The organism is Pseudonocardia sp. EC080619-01, assembly GCF_001420995.1.
Lineage (GTDB): Bacteria > Actinomycetota > Actinomycetes > Mycobacteriales > Pseudonocardiaceae > Pseudonocardia.
Genome location: NZ_CP012184.1, coordinates 2,423,332 through 2,441,714 on the forward strand (window position 1 = coordinate 2,423,332; position 18,383 = coordinate 2,441,714).

18 protein-coding genes are annotated in these 18,383 nt (G+C 73.7%); 6 read left to right on the forward strand and 12 right to left on the reverse strand.

What is annotated here, in order from left to right; translation table 11 throughout:
- Window positions 1-22: 22 nt before the first annotated feature.
- Entirely contained in the window at window positions 23-1,339 is a 1,317-nt protein-coding gene (locus AD017_RS11340) for an MFS transporter (protein ID WP_060574198.1), read from the reverse strand.
- Between the two features lie 10 nt (window positions 1,340-1,349).
- Window positions 1,350-2,447, reverse strand: coding sequence for an alcohol dehydrogenase catalytic domain-containing protein (locus AD017_RS11345; RefSeq protein ID WP_010240201.1), 1,098 nt, complete (start codon window positions 2,445-2,447; stop codon window positions 1,350-1,352).
- A gap of 157 nt (window positions 2,448-2,604) precedes the next feature.
- On the opposite strand from AD017_RS11345, the gene AD017_RS11350 reads away from it, so the two are divergent.
- Together AD017_RS11350 and AD017_RS11355 are read left to right on the forward strand one after the other, a co-directional pair.
- Complete coding sequence (locus tag AD017_RS11350; RefSeq protein WP_060574199.1) at window positions 2,605-3,555, forward strand: sugar-binding transcriptional regulator; 951 nt, start codon at window positions 2,605-2,607, stop codon at window positions 3,553-3,555.
- 13 nt (window positions 3,556-3,568) lie between these two features.
- Entirely contained in the window at window positions 3,569-4,162 is a 594-nt protein-coding gene (locus AD017_RS11355; protein WP_227012721.1) for a flavoprotein, read from the forward strand.
- Window positions 4,163-4,177: 15 nt separating this feature from the next.
- Here the strand turns inward: AD017_RS11355 and AD017_RS11360 are convergent, their stop codons facing one another.
- From AD017_RS11360 to AD017_RS11375, 4 genes are read right to left on the reverse strand one after another with little or no spacing between them, the layout of a single operon-like run.
- On the reverse strand, window positions 4,178-4,708 hold the full coding sequence (locus tag AD017_RS11360) for a DUF6879 family protein (RefSeq protein ID WP_060574200.1): 531 nt from the start codon (window positions 4,706-4,708) through the stop codon (window positions 4,178-4,180).
- 36 nt (window positions 4,709-4,744) lie between these two features.
- A complete protein-coding gene (locus tag AD017_RS11365; RefSeq protein ID WP_060574201.1) occupies window positions 4,745-5,602 on the reverse strand; it encodes a phosphoribosylaminoimidazolesuccinocarboxamide synthase in 858 nt (285 codons plus the stop codon).
- Window positions 5,599-7,017 (reverse strand): adenylosuccinate lyase, encoded by a 1,419-nt coding sequence (gene purB / locus AD017_RS11370; protein WP_060574202.1) that lies wholly within the window; start codon window positions 7,015-7,017, stop codon window positions 5,599-5,601. The genes AD017_RS11365 and purB overlap by 4 nt, the downstream gene beginning before the upstream one ends.
- A gap of 52 nt (window positions 7,018-7,069) precedes the next feature.
- Entirely contained in the window at window positions 7,070-7,648 is a 579-nt protein-coding gene (locus AD017_RS11375) for a TetR/AcrR family transcriptional regulator (protein ID WP_060574203.1), read from the reverse strand.
- 160 nt (window positions 7,649-7,808) lie between these two features.
- Between AD017_RS11375 and AD017_RS11380 the strand changes: the two genes are divergently transcribed.
- From AD017_RS11380 to AD017_RS11390, 3 genes are all read left to right on the forward strand, one after another.
- The gene (locus tag AD017_RS11380; protein WP_060574204.1) at window positions 7,809-8,957 is read left to right on the forward strand and encodes a low specificity L-threonine aldolase; all 1,149 of its coding nucleotides are present in this window, start codon (window positions 7,809-7,811) and stop codon (window positions 8,955-8,957) included.
- A 291-nt stretch (window positions 8,958-9,248) separates the two neighbouring features.
- Window positions 9,249-9,998, forward strand: a complete 750-nt coding sequence (locus AD017_RS11385) for a hypothetical protein (protein WP_227012722.1) — start codon at window positions 9,249-9,251, stop codon at window positions 9,996-9,998.
- Window positions 9,995-12,145: a YhgE/Pip domain-containing protein gene (locus tag AD017_RS11390; RefSeq protein ID WP_060574206.1), complete on the forward strand. Its 2,151-nt coding sequence runs from the start codon at window positions 9,995-9,997 to the stop codon at window positions 12,143-12,145. The genes AD017_RS11385 and AD017_RS11390 overlap by 4 nt, the downstream gene beginning before the upstream one ends.
- Before the next feature lie 7 nt (window positions 12,146-12,152).
- On the opposite strand, the gene AD017_RS11395 is transcribed toward AD017_RS11390, so the two are convergent.
- The 3 genes from AD017_RS11395 to purD all read right to left on the reverse strand — a co-directional run bounded on the left by AD017_RS11395 (window position 12,153) and on the right by purD (window position 15,231).
- Entirely contained in the window at window positions 12,153-13,337 is a 1,185-nt protein-coding gene (locus AD017_RS11395; RefSeq protein WP_202968848.1) for a pyridoxal phosphate-dependent aminotransferase, read from the reverse strand.
- A gap of 182 nt (window positions 13,338-13,519) precedes the next feature.
- Entirely contained in the window at window positions 13,520-13,729 is a 210-nt protein-coding gene (locus AD017_RS11400; protein ID WP_029239161.1) for a hypothetical protein, read from the reverse strand.
- 233 nt (window positions 13,730-13,962) lie between these two features.
- Entirely contained in the window at window positions 13,963-15,231 is a 1,269-nt protein-coding gene (gene purD / locus AD017_RS11405; protein WP_060574207.1) for a phosphoribosylamine--glycine ligase, read from the reverse strand.
- Between the two features lie 84 nt (window positions 15,232-15,315).
- Between purD and AD017_RS11410 the strand changes: the two genes are divergently transcribed.
- Window positions 15,316-16,407, forward strand: a complete 1,092-nt coding sequence (locus AD017_RS11410) for a glycerophosphodiester phosphodiesterase (RefSeq protein ID WP_060574208.1) — start codon at window positions 15,316-15,318, stop codon at window positions 16,405-16,407.
- Here the strand turns inward: AD017_RS11410 and AD017_RS11415 are convergent.
- From AD017_RS11415 to arfB, 3 genes are all read right to left on the reverse strand, one after another.
- The gene (locus AD017_RS11415) at window positions 16,352-17,296 is read right to left on the reverse strand and encodes an alpha/beta fold hydrolase (RefSeq protein ID WP_060574209.1); all 945 of its coding nucleotides are present in this window, start codon (window positions 17,294-17,296) and stop codon (window positions 16,352-16,354) included. The two genes, AD017_RS11410 and AD017_RS11415, sit on opposite strands and share 56 nt — an antisense overlap.
- 9 nt (window positions 17,297-17,305) lie before the next feature.
- Complete coding sequence (locus AD017_RS11420; protein ID WP_010224452.1) at window positions 17,306-17,824, reverse strand: phage holin family protein; 519 nt, start codon at window positions 17,822-17,824, stop codon at window positions 17,306-17,308.
- Between the two features lie 130 nt (window positions 17,825-17,954).
- Window positions 17,955-18,383 (reverse strand): alternative ribosome rescue aminoacyl-tRNA hydrolase ArfB, encoded by a 429-nt coding sequence (arfB, locus tag AD017_RS11425; RefSeq protein ID WP_010224453.1) that lies wholly within the window; start codon window positions 18,381-18,383, stop codon window positions 17,955-17,957.

The following is an 18,383-nucleotide window of genomic DNA, read 5'->3' on the forward strand; positions in this document are numbered from 1 at the left end:
CGCGGCCGCCCGTGCCGGATGGCTAGTGGGTGGCGGCGGGTGCGCGGAGTTCCTTCGCGTCCTGGGGGACGTCGAGGAACGAGACCATCACGAACGCCGCCACGTAGAGGGCGACGAAGGCCCAGACGACGCCGACGTTGCCGGTGCCGAGCGCCAGCATCAGCGCGACGACACCGGACCCCAGGAAGGCGGCTCCACCTGCGGCGGTGGTGTACATGGCCATGGCCGCGCCCTTGTGGTCGGGTGCGAGCGCGGGCATGATCGCGCCCATCGGGACGAACCCGGCGAGCAGGCAGCCGAAGACGCAGCCCGCGGCGACCGACACCCAGAAGCCCCAGGTCGAACCGGCCGGGACGAACTGCGGCACGTACCACCAGAGCAGCAGGCCCACGGCCGAGCCGAAGACGCCGAACCACTGCACGGTCCGCCGCCAGCCCCAGGTGTCGCCGACCCAGCCGAACACGGCGTTGACGAGGATGTTCGTCGCGTAGACGAACACCGTCATGGTCAGCCAGCGGCTCTGTCCCCAGCCCAGGTCCACCGCGATCACCGTCGGCAGGATGATGAACATGCCGTACTGCGGCGCGGTGTTGATCAACCGGACCAGGAAACCCATGAGGATCTTCGGGTTGCGGGCGGTCAGTCGCAGGCCCGCGGTGAGGACCTGGGCGTTCGTCTCACCGGCGGGGGCGAGCCGCTTGTCGGCGTGCTCCTCCTTCACCCCGAACCGGGTGATCAGGAAACCGGCCACGACCAGCGCGGTCGACCCGACCATCGCGGCGGTCTCGCCACCGGTCGCGCCGCCGAAGGCGGGGATCATGCCGATCGCGAACAGCGAGCCCAGCGTCGGCAGGCCACCGGTGAACATCACGTAGAACCAGCCGACGGCGACACCGTTGCGCTCGTACGGCGTGACCACGTTGATCCACACCAGGAACGCGAACGCGAAGAGCGGGTAGCCGAAGCCGCGCAGGAAGTAGGTCAGCGCGACCAGCGGCAGGCTGCCGAGCTGCAGGCTCAGCAGGAACAGGACCTCGAAGACGACCCACACGGTCACACCGAGGGCCATCACCCGCCGCGGGCCCCACAGGTCGGCCAGCGCACCGGAGAGGTAGCTCGCGACAAGAACAGCGAGGCTGTAGCCGGTGATGATCGTGGCGACCGTGGCCTCCGGCGACCCCAGCACGGCCTCGATGTGCGGCGAGATGAAGTTGGACTCGGTCCCGTTGCCGGTCATGAAGACCAGCACGCCGAGGAAGCCCCAGCGCAACGAGTGCGGGATGCCGATGCGGTCGAGGAAGGTCTCGTTCCGCGGGTCGTTGATGGCGGCGCTGCTCATCGGTGCTCCCTCAGGCGTTCGGCAGGATCGAGACCTTCACCGACGCACCGGAGGTGTCGCCGACGAGGTCGAGGGCCTTCTGGAAGTCCGCGAGGGGCACCTGGTGGGTGCAGATGTCGGAGATCGGGAGCTTGCCGTCCTCCAGCATCTTGATCGCGGCGGGCCAGCAGTGCGGGCCGAGGTGGGCACCGCGGACGTCGAGCTCCTTGTCGTCGGAGATGATCGACCAGTCGACGGTGACCTCGGAGCCGAAGACCGAGTACTCGACGTAGGTGCCCAGCTTGCGCAGCAGGTTGAGGCCCTGCGCGACGGCCGGGACCGCGCCGGAACCCTCGAGGTAGACATCGGCGCCGTAGCCGTCCGTCAGCTCCTTGACCCGGGCGACGGCGTCCTCGCGGGCGATGTTGATCGTCAGGTCGGCCCCGGTGCGGCGACCCAGCTCGAGCTTGTCGTCGTCGAGGTCGAGGGCGATCAGCAGGCGCGGGTTCTTGGCCCGGGCGCCGGCGATCAGGCCGAGACCGATCGGGCCGCAGCCGGCGACGACCACGACGTCGTCGAACGAGATCGTGGCCCGCTCGACCGCGTGCAGCGCGCAGGACAGCGGCTCGGCGAACGCGGCGTGCGCCGGGGCGAGGTCCGGGGAGACCTTGTGCACGCGGGCCCGGGTCGGGACCGCCATGTACTGGGCCATCGCCCCGTTGAAGTTGCGGAAGCCGAACATGTCGTGCGGGCCGCACATCCAGTACTGGCCGCGCCGGCAGTAGCGGCACTCCTCGCACGGGACGATCTGCTCGCAGGCGACGCGGTCGCCGAGCTCGACGCCGTGCAGCGCGAGCCCCTCGGCGTCGCCGTCGACGATCCGGCCGACGAACTCGTGGCCCGGCGTGACACCGGTCTGCGCCCACGCGGGACGGTTGTCGTCGCCCCAGAACTTCGCGGCGCCGTGGTAGCACTTCAGGTCGCTGGCGCACACCCCGACGGCCTCGACCTGCATGAGCAGCTCGCCGGCGCCCGGCTTGGGGACGTCCACCTCCTCCAGCCGGTAGTCCTCCGGGCCGTGTACGACCACGGCCTGCATCCGGGTGGGGATCGCTGTCTCGACAGCCACGGCGGAACCTCCATTGGTGCCATGCGTACCTGGGCATGAACGCTTGTCCTGAGCATGCGTTCTGTCGTGAACATCCGTCAACACATCGGTTCCAAGGTGAACAAACGTGCAGTACGGTGGTGCGGGAGGATCCGTCCTCAGACGGAAGGAGACGGCGATGGCGCCGCGCGGCTTCACCCGCCGTGACCTGGGGCTGATGCACCGGGCTGCACGGCTGTACTACCTCGACGACCTGAACCAGGCCGCGATCACGGAACGTCTGACGGTGTCCCGGCCGACCGTGTCCCGGCTGCTCGCCGAGGCACGCAAGGTCGGGATCGTGCGGATCACCGTGCACGACCCGGACACCCTGGGGACCGGGGGGGACGAGGCGCTGCGGCTCGCCGGGGCACTCGGGATCGAGAAGGTGTGGCTGGCCCCGTTCGCCGCCACCGATCTCGGACCGTCGCTCGCCGAGCCGGTCGGCGAGGCGCTGCGCGAGGCCGGCCTGGGTGCCGGGGACCTCCTGCTCGTCTCGTCGGGCAGGACACTGTGGGAGCTCAGCCACGAGTCGCTGCCGTCGGTACCGGGCTGCGAGATCGTCCCGACCGTGGGCGGGGTGTCCGAGCCGGAGGCCTGGCACCAGACCAACGAGATCACCCGAGCCGTCGCCGAGCGGATGCAGGGCCGCCCGAACTTCCTGTTCACCCAGGCGATGCCGTCACCGGCGATGCGCCGCACCCTCGTCGAGGACCCGGAGTTCCAGCGGGTCACCGGGTTCTGGACCCGAGCCGACGCCGCACTCGTCGGCATCGGTGCCCCGCCGGCGGGCCGCGACTCGATCTCCACCTCGGTCCCGCTGGACGACGAGGGCCTCCGCGCCGGGGTCGGCGACGTCTGCCTGAACTTCTACCGTGCGGACGGCGACCCGATCGACTTCCCCGGCAGCGAGCGGATGGTGCGGATCTCTCCGGACGAGCTGCGGAAGGTCCCGCGGACGATCGCCGTCGCCGTCGGGGCGGAGAAGGTGCCGAGCATCGTCGGGGCGGCCCGGGCCGGGCTGTACAACCGGCTCGTCACCGACCTGCCGACAGCGCGCGCGCTCTTGGAGGTCATGGACCGGGTCTGAGTAGCGTGACCGGGTGCTGCTTCCCGACGGTCGGCAGGTCACCGGCAGGACCGGCCCGGTCGTCGGGCTGGTCGCGTGCGCGGCAGGGGGTGTCGAGACCCTCCGCGAGTGGTTCGTCGAACCGGCACGGGAACGCGGGTGGCGGGTCGCCGTCACCCTGACCCCGACGGCGGGTGCGTGGCTGACCGGGTCGGGCGAGCTCGCGAGACTCCGGTCCGCGACCGGGCTGCCGGTGCGCACCGGCCCCCGGCTCCCGGGCGAGCGGAGCCCCCACCCACCGGTCGACTGCTACGTCGTGGCGCCTGCCAGCGCCAACTCGGTCGCCAAGCTCGCGCTCGGGATCGGTGACAACCAGGCGCTCACGGCGCTCTGCGAGGCGGTCGGCGATCCCGCGACACCGCTCGTCGTCTTCCCCCGGGTGAACGCCGCCCACGTGCGGCATCCGGCCTGGTCAGGACATCTCTCGACGCTGCGGGCGGCCGGGGTGACGGTCGTCGGCGGGCCCGGCGTGTGGGCGCTCCACGAGCCCCGGGAGGCGCCGTCGGACCGGCGCCTGCCCTGGGACGTGATCCTCGCCGAGACCGGTCGTGCGCTGGAGCGCCGGTAGGTCCGCGAGGCCTGTTCACCGCGCGGGGCCGGAGGTGACCTCGTACTGGTCGAACGGCACGGACAGGGCGACCGCCCGACGCCGGATCGCGACGTACGGACCGGCCTCGGGATCCTCGGACACCCCGACGAAGCGACCGCCCTCGTCGTAGTGCTGCAGGACGACGATGCGCTCGTCGAACATCCAGAAGTCCTGGTGGCTCCACGACTCGTCCCCGGCGGGCAGCCGGCGCCGGTCGAGGAGTCGCACCTCCTCACCGGCAGGGATGTTCTCCCGCGGGTAACAGACGAACTGGAACCGGGTGTAGTCGGTGAGCGGGTGCCCGACCAGCCGGACGCGGCCGAAGTACTTCCCGCGGGAGACCTGGTCCCGGACGGTGGCCAGCCACTCGTCGTCGTGCGGGGTGCGAGCGGGGAACTCGCGTCCACCGAGGTGGGCGTCGAAGTCCTCGTCCTCGCCCGGGACGGCGTACGTGTCGCGGCACTCCAGCCGGAAGGCCGACTCCCGGTAGGTGCGGAACAACTCGTCCAGGTCGTCGGGAGTCATCCGGGTCTCCTCGTCGGATCCGCGCAGCGGCGGGCGTCAGCCGACCGGCGAAACCCAGTCGACCCCGGTGATCCTCCGGTACACCTCGGCGTAGCGGTCGTGAACGACCTTCACGACCTCGTCGGGGACCTCGGGGCCGGGGGCCGTGCGGTCCCAGTCCAGGTCCGACGACCAGTCGCGCACGTACTGCTTGTCGAAGGAGAACTGCACGCGTCCGGGCTCGTACCGGTCGGCGGGCCAGAACCGGGACGAGTCCGGGGTCAGCACCTCGTCGCCGAGGACGATCCCGCCGTCGCCGTCCCGGCCGAACTCCAGCTTGGTGTCGGCGACGAGGATCCCGCCGTCGGCGGCGGACTCCGCGCCGCGCCGGTAGACCTCCAGCGTCAGGTCCCGCAGCCGGGTCGCGGTGTCGGCGCCGAGCAGGGCCACGACGTCGTCGAAGGTCATGAACTCGTCGTGCTCGCCGACCGGCGCCTTCGTGGTCGGGGTGAAGATCGGCTCGGGCAGCTTCGAGCCCTCGACCAGGCCCTCGGGCAGCGTGACGCCGGAGACGGCGCCGGTGCGCTGGTACTCCTTGAGCCCGAGCCCGGTGAGGTAGCCGCGGGCGATGCACTCGACCGGCAGCATCTCCAGCGGACGGCAGCGGACGGCGCGCCCGGCGAACTCGTCCGGGATGTCGTGGGTGCCCAGGACGTGGTTCGGCACCAGGTCCGACGTGCGCTCGAACCAGTACAGCGACAGCGCGGTGAGGATGGCGCCCTTGTCGGGGACCGGCGTCGGCAGGACCACGTCGTAGATCGACAGCCGGTCCGAGGCGACGAGCAGGAGCTCGGCGGGGTCGACCGACTCGTCGAGGTAGAGCTCCCGGACCTTGCCCGAGTGGATCAGCTTCACAGGATCCCTCCAGGGGTGTACGCGGCGGCCTCGGGGTGCTTGGCGGTGAGCTCGGCGATCTGCTCGTTGACGGCCGCGACCTGCGCGGACGCGGCACCGGTGAACCGCAGCGGGTCGTCGAGCAGGCCGTCGAGGGTGCCCGCGGGGAGCCCGAGGCGCTCGTCACCGGCGAGCCGCTCCAGCAGGTCGTTGTCGGACTGGCCCTGCTCGCGCATGGCCAGCGCGACGGCCACGGCGTGCTCCTTGATCACCTCGTGCGCGGTCTCCCGGCCGACCCCGGCACGGACGGCGGCCATCAGCACCGCCGTCGTCGCGAGGAAGGGGAGGTAGCGGTCGAGCTCGCGGGCGATGACCGCGGGGTAGGCGCCGAACTCGTCGAGCACGGTCAGCGCGGTCTCGTAGAGGCCGTCGAGGGCGAAGAACGCATCCGGCAGCGCGACCCGGCGCACCACCGAGCAGGACACGTCGCCCTCGTTCCACTGCGAGCCGGCGAGGTCGGCGGTCATCACCGACAGGCCCCGCAGGATCGTCATCAGGCCGTTGATGCGTTCCGCGGAACGCGCGTTCATCTTGTGCGGCATGGCGCTCGACCCGACCTGACCGGGGGCGAAACCCTCGGTGGCGAGCTCGGCGCCTGCCATCAGCCGGATCGTCGTGGCCAGCGACGACGGCGCCGCCGCCAGCTGCACCAGCGCGCTGACGACGTCGTGGTCCAGCGAGCGCGGGTAGACCTGGCCGACGCTGGTGAAGCCCTGGGCGAACCCGAGGTGCGCCGCGACCCGCTCCTCCAGGTCGTCGAGCTTCGCCTCGTCGCCGTCGAGCAGGTCGAGCATGTCCTGGGAGGTGCCCATCGGGCCCTTGATGCCGCGCAGCGGGTAGCGCGAGCGCAGGTCCTCCAGCCGGGCCTGCGCGACGAGCAGCTCGTCGGCGGCCGTCGCGAACCGCTTGCCCAGGGTGGTGGTCTGCGCGGCGACGTTGTGGCTGCGGCCGGCCATGACCAGCTCGGCGTACTCGCCGGCGCGGCGGCCGAGACGGGAGAGCAGCGCGACCGTGCGGTCGGCGACGAGCTCCAGCGACAGCCGGATCTGCAGCTGCTCGACGTTCTCGGTGAGGTCCCGGCTGGTCATGCCCTTGTGCACGTGCTCGTGCCCGGCGAGGGCGTTGAACTCCTCGATCCGGGCCTTCACGTCGTGCCGGGTGACCCGCTCGCGGTCGGAGATGCTCGCGAGGTCGACCTGGTCGACGACGGCCTCGTAGTCCGCGACCACCTGCTCCGGCACGTCGATGCCGAGGTCACGCTGGGCGCGCAGGACCGCGATCCAGAGCCGTCGCTCCAACTGGATCTTGTACTCCGGGGACCAGAGGCGGACCAGCTCGGGGCTCGCGTACCGCGCGGCCAGCACGTTGGGAATCACGTGGCGCGATGGTAATCGCTGGTCGGGCGCGTGCGGCGGGCAGGGAGCGGACTCACACCGCCGCGATCGCCTCCCGCAGCGCCTCCCTGGCGATCCCGCGCGGGTCGGGCTCGGCCTCGATCAGCGCGGTGACCACGATCCCGTCGACCAGGGCCGTCACCCGTCGCACCTCCCCCGGGCGGGGACGACGGCCCGCGACCCGGGTGAGCGCCTCCTCCAGCAACGCGTCGAACTCGACGCGCTGCTCCCGCAGCAGGCCCGCCAGGAACGGCCGCCGTCCGGAGCCGATCAGCCGCTCGAACCGGCGGAGCACCGCGTCGAGTCCCTCGGTCCGCGACCGGGGCCCCAGCAGCAGGTCGAGGACGATCTCGTTCGGGTCGTCGCGGGTGTCGAGGCAGCCGCGGGCGTCGGCCAGCTCCTCGCGGCCGAGCCGGTCCAGCGCGGCGCCGACGAGATCCTCCAGCGAGGAGAAGTAGTACGTCGTCGCGGCCAGCGGAACCCCGGCCCGCTCGGCGACCGCGCGGTGCCGGATCGCGTCGAACCCGCCCTCGGCGAGGAGCTCCGATGCCGCGGAGACGAGCTGCGCTCGGCGCCGCTCACCCTTCTCGGTCTGTTTACCCGGGGCTGCCACTCGCACATCGTGCACGGTGACCCTCGTACTTTCGAGTGAGTTCCCCGATTCACATGCAGGTCACACCGCACGTCGTGACCTTTTCGTGACCCTGCCGTGTCGCTCCGGATGCTCATGGCCGACACTGGACGACGTGCGTCCGTCACCTCGCAGTCGCCGAGTGTCGCGCAACACCCTGCGCGGATCCGCCTCCGGGGTCGACCCGGCCGAGCCGATCGACCTCCGCTCGGACACCGTCACCGCGCCGACGGCCGAGATGCGCCAGGCTATGGCCGACGCCGAGGTCGCCGACGACGTCCTCGACCGCGACCCCACGATGCGCGAGCTGGAGGAGCGGGTAGCGGGCCTGCTCGGCGCCGCGGACGCGCTGTGGACCCCGACCGGGTCGATGGCGAACCTGATCGCGCTGATGAGCCGGCTCGGGCGTGGGGAGTCGTTCCTCGCCCCGCAGGGAGCCCACGTCCTCGACTTCGAACTCGGGACGGCGGCCTGGCTGGCCGGCGGGATGCCCCGGCCGCTCCCGCACGACGGTGGCCCCGGCAAGGTCACCGGGACGGCCGTCCGGCGGGCGGCCACCGGGGACGACCACTACGCCGGCCTCCGGACGTCGCTGCTCTGCCTGGAGAACACCCACAACTCCGCGGGCGGCACCGTCACCGCGCCGGAGGAACACGCCGCCGTCGCCGCCGCGGCGCGCGCCGCCCGCCTCGCCGTACACCTCGACGGTGCCCGGCTGTGGAACGCCGCCGTCGCACTCGGGGTGCCGCCGGGCGCGCTCACCGTCGGCGCCGACACCGTGTCGGTCTGCCTCAGCAAGGGCCTCGGTGCACCGGTGGGCTCGGTCGTCGCCGGGTCGGCCGAGTTCGTCGAGCAGGCCCGCAGGCTGCGCAAGATGCTGGGCGGCGGCGTCCGGCAGGGCGGTGTCGTCGCGGCCGCCGGGCTGGTCGCGCTGGAGGGCGTCGACCGGCTCGCCGAGGACCACGCTCTGGCGACCACGCTGGCCGCCGGGCTGCGCGAGCGCGGCTGGCGGGTCCGGGAGCCGCAGACCAACATCGTCCTCGTGGACGTGGCCGACCTGCGCGGCACGATCGCCGCGTTCGGCGAGGCCGGCGTCCGGGCCGGGGCGATCGCCGGGAAGCTCCGGCTGATGACCCACCGCGACGTCACCGAGGCCCACGTGACGGCCGCGCTCGACCGGATCGGCGAGGTCGGCCCGGCCAGCACGGGCTCCCCGGACGGCGGCCGGACGGCCGGGTTCACCCGGCCCCGCGAGGTCCCGGAGCAGGCGCCGCGCACCGCCCTCGGGTGATCCCGCGGCCACCGGTCGCGAGCCCGCCCGTCGGCGCCGTCACAGTGTCGCGCGCGGGCAAGTCGGTGTCGTGTGAGGTCAAGTCGGCCTGCACGATCGGGTCCACACTGGTCGACGGCCGGACGCCGGAGCGGGTGTCCGCCTAGGCTTCCGCCGCCCTCGGGACGCGCCTCCGGGCTCCGATCTCCACCCTCCCGTCGGTGGCTCCCGACCCGTTGACCGGCGCCGGTGACCTGCACGGACCCAGCGGTGGGCCCGGCCGGCCGCGGTGCCACCGACCGCAGGACCGTCATGACCAGCCCCACCGCCCCCGTCCCCGACTCCCCCGCACCCGAGCCCGAGTTCCTGGTCGCCGACGACGTCGCCGTCGACGGCGCGCACGGCCCGCTGCTCGGCGGGACCTCCCTCCGTGCGACGCCCGGCGGGGTCCTGCTCGTCGCCGGCACCCCCGGGTCCGGGCACACCGCGCTGGCCCTGTGCCTGGCCGGCCGGATGCGGCCGACCCTCGGGCGGATCACACTCGGCGGCGACGACGATCCCGCCCGGCTGCGGCGCGCGGTCGCCGTCGTCGACACCCCGGGGGTGAGCGAGCCCGAGCCGGTGCTGCCGCTGCGCACCGTCGTCGGGGAGGAGCTGGCGATGGCCGGTCGCGGGACCCGGCCCCGCTCGGTGGTCGCGTGGCTCGCCGCCCGCGGCGCGGAGCAGTGGGCCCGGACCCGGTTCGAGGACGTCCCGGCCCCCGTGCGGATCGCGCTGACCACCGAGCTCGCCGCGTCCCGGCCCGGCACCGCGGTGCTCGTCCTGACCGCGCCCGATCGGCACGGCGGCACCCCCGGCACCTGGTGGCAGGTCGCGGCCGAGCACGCCCGTGCGGGACTCGCGGTCGTCGTGACCTGCACCGATGCGTCCGCCGCGCTGCTGGGCGAGCCCGCCGTGCGACTGGGCGGCGGGAACGCCGGGCCACACCACGAACCGCCGGGGCGGCACACGCGACCTGCCGCCCCGGCCACCCTCCTCGACGCCACGGAGCAGAACCGATGAGCGCGATCCGGATGGCCGTCAGCGAGCTGCGGCGGATCACCGCGGGCCGGCTCCCCGTGCTCGCCGTCCTCGCGCTGCTGCTGATCCCGATGCTGTACGCGGGGTTCTACCTCTACGCCAACGGCGATCCCTACTCCCGGCTCGACAAGGTCCCCGCCGCGCTCGTCGTCGAGGACACCGGCGGCACCGACGCCGACGGCAACCCGCAGAACGTCGGCGAGGAGGTCGCGAGGAACCTGGAGGAATCCGGTTCGTTCGACTTCCACCGGGTCTCCGCCGCCGACGCCGACCGCGGCGTCCGCGACAACGACTACACCTTCGCCCTGACGGTTCCGGCCGACTTCACCGCGGCGCTGCGGTCCTCCTCGGACTTCACGCCCCGCCAGGCCATGCTGGTGCTGACCACCAACGACGCCAACAACTACCTGGCCCGCACCATCGCCGACACGCTCACGACCCGGGTCCGGGACTCGGTGGCCCAGCAGGTCGGCACCGAGGCCGCGGACACCTTCCTCACCGGCTTCTCGACGATCTACACGAAGACCCAGGAGGCCGCCGACGGGGCCGGGCGGCTCGCCGACGGCGCGACCCGGGCCCACGACGGCGCCGCGCAGCTCGCGAGCGGGTCCGACGACCTGGCGTCGGGCCAGCGCCGGCTGCTCGGCGGGGCGCAGCAGCTCGCGGGCGGTGCCGGCGAGCTCTCGTCCGGGGCCGGCACCCTCGCCACCGGCGCCGGGACCGCGGCCGCCGGTGCCGACCGGCTCGGCTCCGGCGCCGGTGAGCTGGCGACCGGGCTCGGCACGCTGCGGGACGCGACCGCGCAGCTGCCCCGGCAGTCCCGGGAGCTCGCGGACGGCGCCCGCCAGGTCGCGGACGGCAACGCGCAGGTCGCCGCGGCCGGCGACCGCGTCGCGCAGGAGAGCGGACGGCTGGCCGCCCAGCTCGACGCCGCCGACGGCACCATCGCGGCCGGCCTGCGCGAGCGCGGCTTCACCGACGAGCAGGTCCGGCAGGCCCTGGCCGTGCTCGCCGACGCGAAGCAGCCGCTCGAACAGGGCAACGAGCGCGTCCAGGAGGTCTCCGGGCAGCTCGACCGGCTCGGGTCGGGAGCGGGCCGGGTCGCCGACGGCGCCGAACGGCTCGCCGCCTCCGCACCGCAGCTGAGCTCCGGGATCGCGAGCGCCGCCGACGGCGCCGGCGAGCTGCGGGACGGCGCGTCCGAGCTGTCCGGCGGCGTCCGGGAACTCTCCGACGGCGCCGGCAGGCTCTCGGCCGGGGCGACCGAGCTGCGGACCGGGGCGGACACCCTCGTCGACGGCGAGCGCACCGCCGTCGACGGCAGCGACCGGCTCTCCGACGGCGCCCACCGGCTCGACACGGGCACCGCCGAGCTGGCCGGCGGCGCCGGGCAGCTGCGCGACGGGCTGACCTCCGGGCTCGGGCAGATCCCGAACCCCGCGCCGGACGTCCGCGACGCCACCGCGCAGAACATCGGCGACCCGGTCGCCACCCGCGACGTCGCCCACTCCCAGGCGGACACCTACGGCGCCGGGCTCGCCCCGTTCTTCATGGCCCTGGCCACCTGGATCGGCGGCTACGTGCTGTTCCTGCTGCTGCAGCCGCTGTCCCGGCGGGCGATCGCGGCCGGTCAGAGCCCGCTGCGGGTGGCGCTGGGCGGCTGGCTCCCGGCCGGGCTGCTCGGGATGCTGCAGGTGGCGGGGATGTACGTGATCGTCGTCTTCGGACTCGGCATCGCACCGGTGCACCCGTTCGCCACGTTCGGCTTCCTGTGCCTGGTCTCGCTGACGTTCACGGCGATCGTGCACGCCCTCAACGCCTGGCTGGGCAGCGTCGGGCAGTTCATCGACCTGGTCCTGATGGTGCTGCAGCTCGTGTCGGCCGGCGGCACGTTCCCCTGGCAGACCATCCCGGCCCCGCTGTACCCGGTGCACCACGTGATGCCGATGGGCTACGCCGTCGACGCGCTGCGGCACCTCATGTACGGCGGCGAGCCGGCCGGGGTGATCGGGACCGCGGTGCCGGTGCTGCTCGGCTGGCTGCTGCTCGCCGTCGCCGTCGCGGCGCTGGCGGCACGCCGGCAGCGGGTCTGGACGCCGGCGGCCGTGAAACCGGAGCTCGTGCTGTGACCCGCGCTCAGACCCAGGCGCGCAGCCGCTCCAGGGCCCCGGTGATGCCCTCGGACGTGCCCGCGCAGGAGAACCGCACGTAGTTCCCGCCGTCGACGGGATCGAAGTCCTGCCCCGGCGCGACGGCGATCCCGGTCTCGTCGAGCAGCCGGTAGGTGAGCGCCATCGAGTCCTCGCCGGGCCGCAGCAGGTGCGCGACGTCCGCGTAGACGTAGAACGCGCCGTCGGCGGGGGCGAGCCGGTCGATCCCGATCGCGGGCAGCCCGGCGAGGAGCAGGTCGCGGTTGTGGCCGTAGCGGACGACGTGGGCGTCGGCCTCGGCGTAGCTCGCCGCGTCGAACGCGGCCAGCGCCGCGTGCTGCGGCAGCGCAGGCGGGCAGACCGTGAAGTTCCCGGCGAGCCCCTCGACGGTGCGGCGCAGCCGCGGCGGGCACACCAGCCAGCCGAGCCGCCAGCCCGTCATCGAGAAGTACTTCGAGAACGAGTTCACCAGCACCGCCTCGCGCGAGGTCTCCCACGCCGACGTCGTCGCCGGGCTCCCGGGGAACGTGATGCCGTGGTAGATCTCGTCGCTGATCAGCTGGATCCCGCGCTCCTCGCAGTACCGCGCGAGGGCGGCGAGCTCGCCGGGCTCGAGGATCGTGCCGGTGGGGTTCGCCGGGCTCGCGAGGACCAGCCCCTTCACCGGCTCGTCGAGCTCCTCCAGCATCTGCACGGTCGGCTGGAACCGGGTCTCCGGCCCGCACGGCAGCTCGACGACCTCGCAGCCCAGCGCGGACAGGATGTTGCGGTAGCAGGGGTAACCGGGCCGGGCCATCGCCACACGGTCCCCGGCGTCGAAGGCGGCCAGGAAGGCCAGCAGGAACCCGCCGGAGGAGCCGGTCGTCAGCACGACGTCACCCGGGTCGACGTCGAGTCCGCGGGTGCGGTGGTAGTGCCCGGCCACGGCCTCGCGCAGCTCGGCGATGCCGGGGGCGACGGTGTAGCCGAGGACCTCGGAGTTCAGCGCCTCGACCGCGGCGGTCCGCACCGGCTCGGGGGCCGGGGTGGACGGCTGCCCGGCGGAGAGGTTGATCAGGTCGCCGTGGGTGCGGGCCCGCTCCGCGGCGGCCGCCCAGACGTCCATGACGTGGAACGGGGCGACGGCGGCGCGGGCCGCGACGGTCAGCTGGGCGGCGGTCGGTCCGGTCACGGGACCGAGCGTAGGTGGCGCGGGTCCGCGCGCCCGGCCGGGAGCCCAGGGCCGGACGCGCGGGGATCCGGCGCGCGCCGGGCCCGGCACCTCGCCGCCGAGTCGAGGGTGCCGGGCCCGGTCGCCACGTACCGGTGTGCGGATCGCGATCCGCACGGCGCGGGCTCAGTGCCCGCGCGACGTCACTCGGCCTCGAAGCCCAGCGCGTCGACGACGGCGCCCACCTGGGCGTCGGTGTCGGCGACGGTGTCGTCGATGTACTCGGCGACCGGGGTCAGCTCGGCGGCCTGGGCCGAACCGGTGAACGCCAGGGTGGCGAGCGGCGCGACGACAGCGGCACCCACGAGGGTCAGGGCGCGACGACGACGGGCCGGCTGGGGAGCGTTGGCCATGATGGATCCTCCTGTGTCTCAGGGGCACCGGCTGTGCCCCTGTGAGACATGACGATTGCGCGCCGGACGGGCACGATCAAACCCAAGTGTCCGGTTTTACCTCGTCTTCAAGATCTCTCTACACGGTTGCGGACAACAGGACCGGCGCCACCGAAGATCACCAGGTCACTCCACGTACTGGGCCGTTAGGACCAACATCACTGGGCCATACGGAGGTAATCCTGGAGAAACATTCAGCCCTTCGCGGTCGGGATCCGGACCTCTCCGCGCTCGGCCCGGAGGCCGATGTCGGTCCGGTGGTGCGACCCCGCGAGGCGCACCGGCTCCAGCCGCGCGTACGCGTCGGCGCGCGCCGCGGCCAGGTCCGCGCCCGTGCCGACGACGGACAGCACCCGCCCGCCGGACGAGACGACCGCGCCGTCGTCGCGGCGCCGGGTGCCCGCGTGCAGCACGCCCTCGCCGTCGCCACCGGTGATCACGTCACCGAGGCGCGGGGTGGCCGGGTAGCCCTCGGCCGCGACGACGACGGTCACCGCCGAGCCGTCGGACCACTCGAGCGGTGGCTGGTCGGCGAGCGTGCCGGTGGCCGTCGCGTGCAGCAGCCCGGCCAGCGGGGTGCGCAGCAGCGCCAGCACGGCCTGGGTCTCCGGGTCACCGAACCGGCAGTTGAACTCGATCACGGCGGGGCCCTGCGAGGTGAGGGCGAGCCCGGCGTAGAGCAGCCCCGAGAAGGGCGCCCCGCGGTTCTCGAGCTCCGCGGCGACCGGCCGGACGATGCGTTCCACCAGCTCGGCGGCCAGGTCGTCGCCCGCCCACGGCAGCGGGCAGTAGGCGCCCATGCCGCCCGTGTTCGGGCCGGTGTCGTCGTCGCCGACCCGCTTGAAGTCCTGCGCCGGCAGCAGCGGGACCACGGTGGTGCCGTCGACGAGGCAGAACAGCGACGCCTCCGGCCCGTCGAGGAACGACTCGAGCAGGGCCGGGTGGCCGGCGTCGAGCAGGCCGAGCGCGTGGGCGCGGGCGATCTCGACGTCCTCGGACACGACGACGCCCTTGCCGGCGGCCAGGCCGTCGTCCTTCACGACGTAGGGCGGGGTGAACACGCCCAGCGCGGTGTCGAGGTGGGCCGGGTTGTCGACCACGACCGAGGACGCCGTCGGGACGCCCGCGGAGCTCATCACCGACTTCGCGAAGGCCTTGGACCCCTCGATCCGGGCCGCCTCCCTCCCGGGCCCGAAGCAGGGGATGCCGGCCGCCCGCACCGCGTCGGCGGCGCCGTTGACCAACGGCACCTCCGGCCCGATGACGACCAGGTCGGCCTGCCAGGTCTGCGCGACCGACACGACGGCGTCGTTGTCGGACACGTCCAGACCCAGCTGCTCCGAGACGGCAGCTGTCCCCGCGTTGCCGGGGGCGCAGGCCAGGGCCGTCACCCCCGGATCCTGCGCCAAGGACACCGCGATGGCGTGCTCACGCGCGCCGTTACCCACGACCAGGACTCGCACGGTGGTCGAGCGTATCCGCGCACGTCCGGGGCGGGGCAACCGGCACCGGCCCCGGCGCGGGAGGCACCACCCGTCCGTGTCAGGGTGCGCGTCGTGCCCGACACCGATGCGACGGTTCCGGACCGCACCGCCACCACCGCGGGCGCCCGCCCGGTGGTCATCGCACACCGCGGGGCGTCGGGGAACCGGCCCGAGCACACGCTGGCCGCCTACGAGCTCGCCGCGCGGGTCGGCGCCGACTACCTGGAGACCGACGTCGTCCCCACCCGGGACGGGCACCTGGTCTGCCGGCACGAGCCCGGGATCGGCGGGACCACCGACGTCGCGGCCCGGCCCGAGTTCGCCGGGCGACGCACCCGGCGGACGATCGACGGCGAGGTCCACGAGGGCTGGTTCACCCACGACTTCACCCTCGCCGAGCTGCGGACGCTCCGCGCCGTCGAGCGGCTCCCTGGCGAGCGGCCCGGCAACCGTGTCTACGACGCCCGGTTCGCCGTCCCCACCTTCGCCGAGCTGCTGGACCTGCGGGAGCGGCTGTCCCGGGAGCTCGGGCGCGAGATCGGCGTCTACCCGGAGATCAAGCACTCCACCCACCACGCCGGCATCGGACTGCCTGCCGAACCACTGCTCGTCGACGCGCTCGACGGCGCCGGGCTGAACCGGCCGGACGCCCCGGTGTACGTGCAGTCGTTCGAGGTGACGAACCTGCGGTGGCTGCGCGGCAGGCTGCGGGTGCCGCTGGTCCAGCTCACCGACGTCACCGGCGGGCCGGCGGACCTGCCGGACCGGAGCTGGACGTCGATCACCTCGCCCGACGGGCTGCGCGAGGTCGCGACCTACGCCGACGCCGTCGGGCCGGCGAAGGCCCAGGTCGTCCCGGCCGGGCCGGACGGGGCGCTGGGGCCGCCGTCGTCGCTGGTCGCCGACGCGCACGCGGCCGGGCTGCTGGTGCACCCGTACACGTTCCGGAACGAGAACGCCTTCCTGCCGCCCGCGCTGCGCTCCGGCGGGCCGGCCTCGGACTGGGGCGACGTGTTCGCCGAGTACGACGCCTTCCTCGACGCCGGCGTCGACGGCCTGTTCTCCGACCACCCGGACACCGCGATCGCCGCGCTGTCGTTCAGGCGGGGCGGTCGCGGGTCGAGCGCTCCAGATGGGCCCCGATCAGCGCACTGACGTGGGTCGGCCGCTCCTCCTGCGGGAAGTGCCCGGTGGCCGGCAGTGCGTGGTGGACGAACCCCGCCCCGGCGCGGCGGGCGGTCCGGCGCATCGTCGTGTCCAGGACGCACGGGTCGTCGGCCCCGTGCACCTGCAGCACCGGGACACCGACCGGGCCGGCGACGTCGCGGGCGAACCGGTGGCCGTCCGGGCGGAACTGGGAGCGCAGCGACCAGCGGTAGTACTCCAGGCTGCAGTGCGCGACGGTCGAGATCCGGATCGCCTCACGGTTGCGCGCGACGGTCTCCGAGAAGTCCTCGGTGGACGTCCAGTCGGGACCCGCCCAGTCACGCATGATCCGCTCCACCCGGTCCGGGCCGCGCAGCGAGCGCTCCGGCAGCCGCGGGAGCTGGAACCCCGCCATGTACCGGCTCGCCCGGCCCTGGCCGAGCGGATCGCGCAGGAGCGCATCACGCATCGTCGTCGGGTGCGGGGCGCCCAGCACGGTCAGCGACGCCACCAGCCGCGGGTGCAGCGCGGCGACCGTCCAGGCGATGGCGGCGCCCCAGTCGTGGCCGACCACGTGGGCCCGCCGCTCCCCCAGCGCCCGGACCAGCCCGGCACAGTCACCGGCGAGGGTCCACAGGTCGTAGCCGCGTGGGGTCTTGTCGGTGTCGCCGTAGCCCCGCAGGTCGGGCGCGACGGCGCGGTACCCGGCGTCGCCGAGCGCGAGCAGCTGGTGGCGCCAGGTCCACCAGAACTCGGGGAACCCGTGCAGCAGGACGACCAGTGGGCCGTCCGGCGGGCCGTGCTCGGCGAGGTGGATCCGGATGCCGTTGGCCGAGACCGCCCGGTGCGTCCACGGTCCGGGGATCCGGACGACGGACGGGTCCGGGGCACCGGCCACGGTCGCGGCTCAGCCCGCGGCGGAGTGCCGTCCGGACGGACCGTCGGACAGCTCACGCACGTTGTCGCCCTTGCCCCGCTGGGTGAGCACCTGCGCGGAGTCCTTCAGCGAGTCGATCGTGCGCTCCGGCTTGCGGATCTTCCGGACCCGCAGGTAGCCGAGGAACCCGAACAGCCCGGCGGTGAGCAGCATGACCAGGAAGGTGATCCCGAACCCGGCCGCGCGGTTCAGCCACAGCGACAGGAACTCGGCGAGGGTGAAGAACAGGTAGAACAGGCTGAACAGCCCGATCGCCGCGGCGATCACGAAGAAGACGCTGCCCTGGACGCCCTTCTTGACCTCCGCCGACACCTCGGCCTTGGCGAGCTCCACCTCGGACCGCACCAGGGTGGACAGGTGCGTCGTCACGTCCTTGGCGAGCGCGCCGAGCGACGCGTCACGCGGGCCCGGCTCGGGAGTGAGCGGGATCGAGGGCAGGACGGGCGGAACCTCCGCGTCGCCGGACTGGCTGTTGCTGGCCACCGTCATCCCTCCTGCGCCCTCGCCGACCGGGGCTGTAGTCCCCCGGACGGCCGTCGTTCGGTGAGTCGCCATCGTGCCACGGGGACCCCGGGCCCGCTCGGCTGCGCCACGCCGTCCCCGACCGGAGGATCAGCCCTCACTCGTCCGGACGCCCCCGCAGCTTCTTGATCTGTCCCCGTCGTGTCTTCGCGTCCAGCCTGCGGCGCCTCGATCCCGCCGTCGGACGGGTGGGGCGGCGCGTGCGCGGGCCCGCGGCCGTCGCCTCGCCGAGGACGCCGGCGAGCCGTTGCCGCGCCGCCTCCCGGTTCCGGAGCTGGCTGCGGTGTTCGGCGGCGGTGATCGTGAGGACGCCGTCGACCAGCCGGCCGCCCAGCCGTTGCAGTGCGCGGTCCCGCAGGTCCTCCGGGACGCTCGGCGAGCCCGCGACGTCGAACGACAGCTCCACCCGCGAGTCGGTCGTGTTCACGCCCTGCCCGCCCGGACCGGACGCACGGGAGAAGCGCCAGCGCAGCTCCCGCTCGGGTACGACGAACCCGCGCCGCACCTGCACCCCGCCGTCGTCCAC

Excerpts from the sequence above, each read along its gene's own strand:
- AD017_RS11340 (WP_060574198.1), bottom strand. The coding sequence starts at position 1,339 with ATGAGCAGCGCCGCCATCAACGACCCGCGGAACGAGACCTTCCTCGAC.
- AD017_RS11350 (WP_060574199.1), top strand. The coding sequence starts at position 2,605 with ATGGCGCCGCGCGGCTTCACCCGCCGTGACCTGGGGCTGATGCACCGG.
- AD017_RS11360 (WP_060574200.1), bottom strand. The coding sequence starts at position 4,708 with ATGACTCCCGACGACCTGGACGAGTTGTTCCGCACCTACCGGGAGTCG.
- AD017_RS11385 (WP_227012722.1), top strand. The coding sequence starts at position 9,249 with ATGACCAGCCCCACCGCCCCCGTCCCCGACTCCCCCGCACCCGAGCCC.
- AD017_RS11390 (WP_060574206.1), top strand. The coding sequence starts at position 9,995 with ATGAGCGCGATCCGGATGGCCGTCAGCGAGCTGCGGCGGATCACCGCG.
- AD017_RS11400 (WP_029239161.1), bottom strand. The coding sequence starts at position 13,729 with ATGGCCAACGCTCCCCAGCCGGCCCGTCGTCGTCGCGCCCTGACCCTC.
- AD017_RS11420 (WP_010224452.1), bottom strand. The coding sequence starts at position 17,824 with ATGACGGTGGCCAGCAACAGCCAGTCCGGCGACGCGGAGGTTCCGCCC.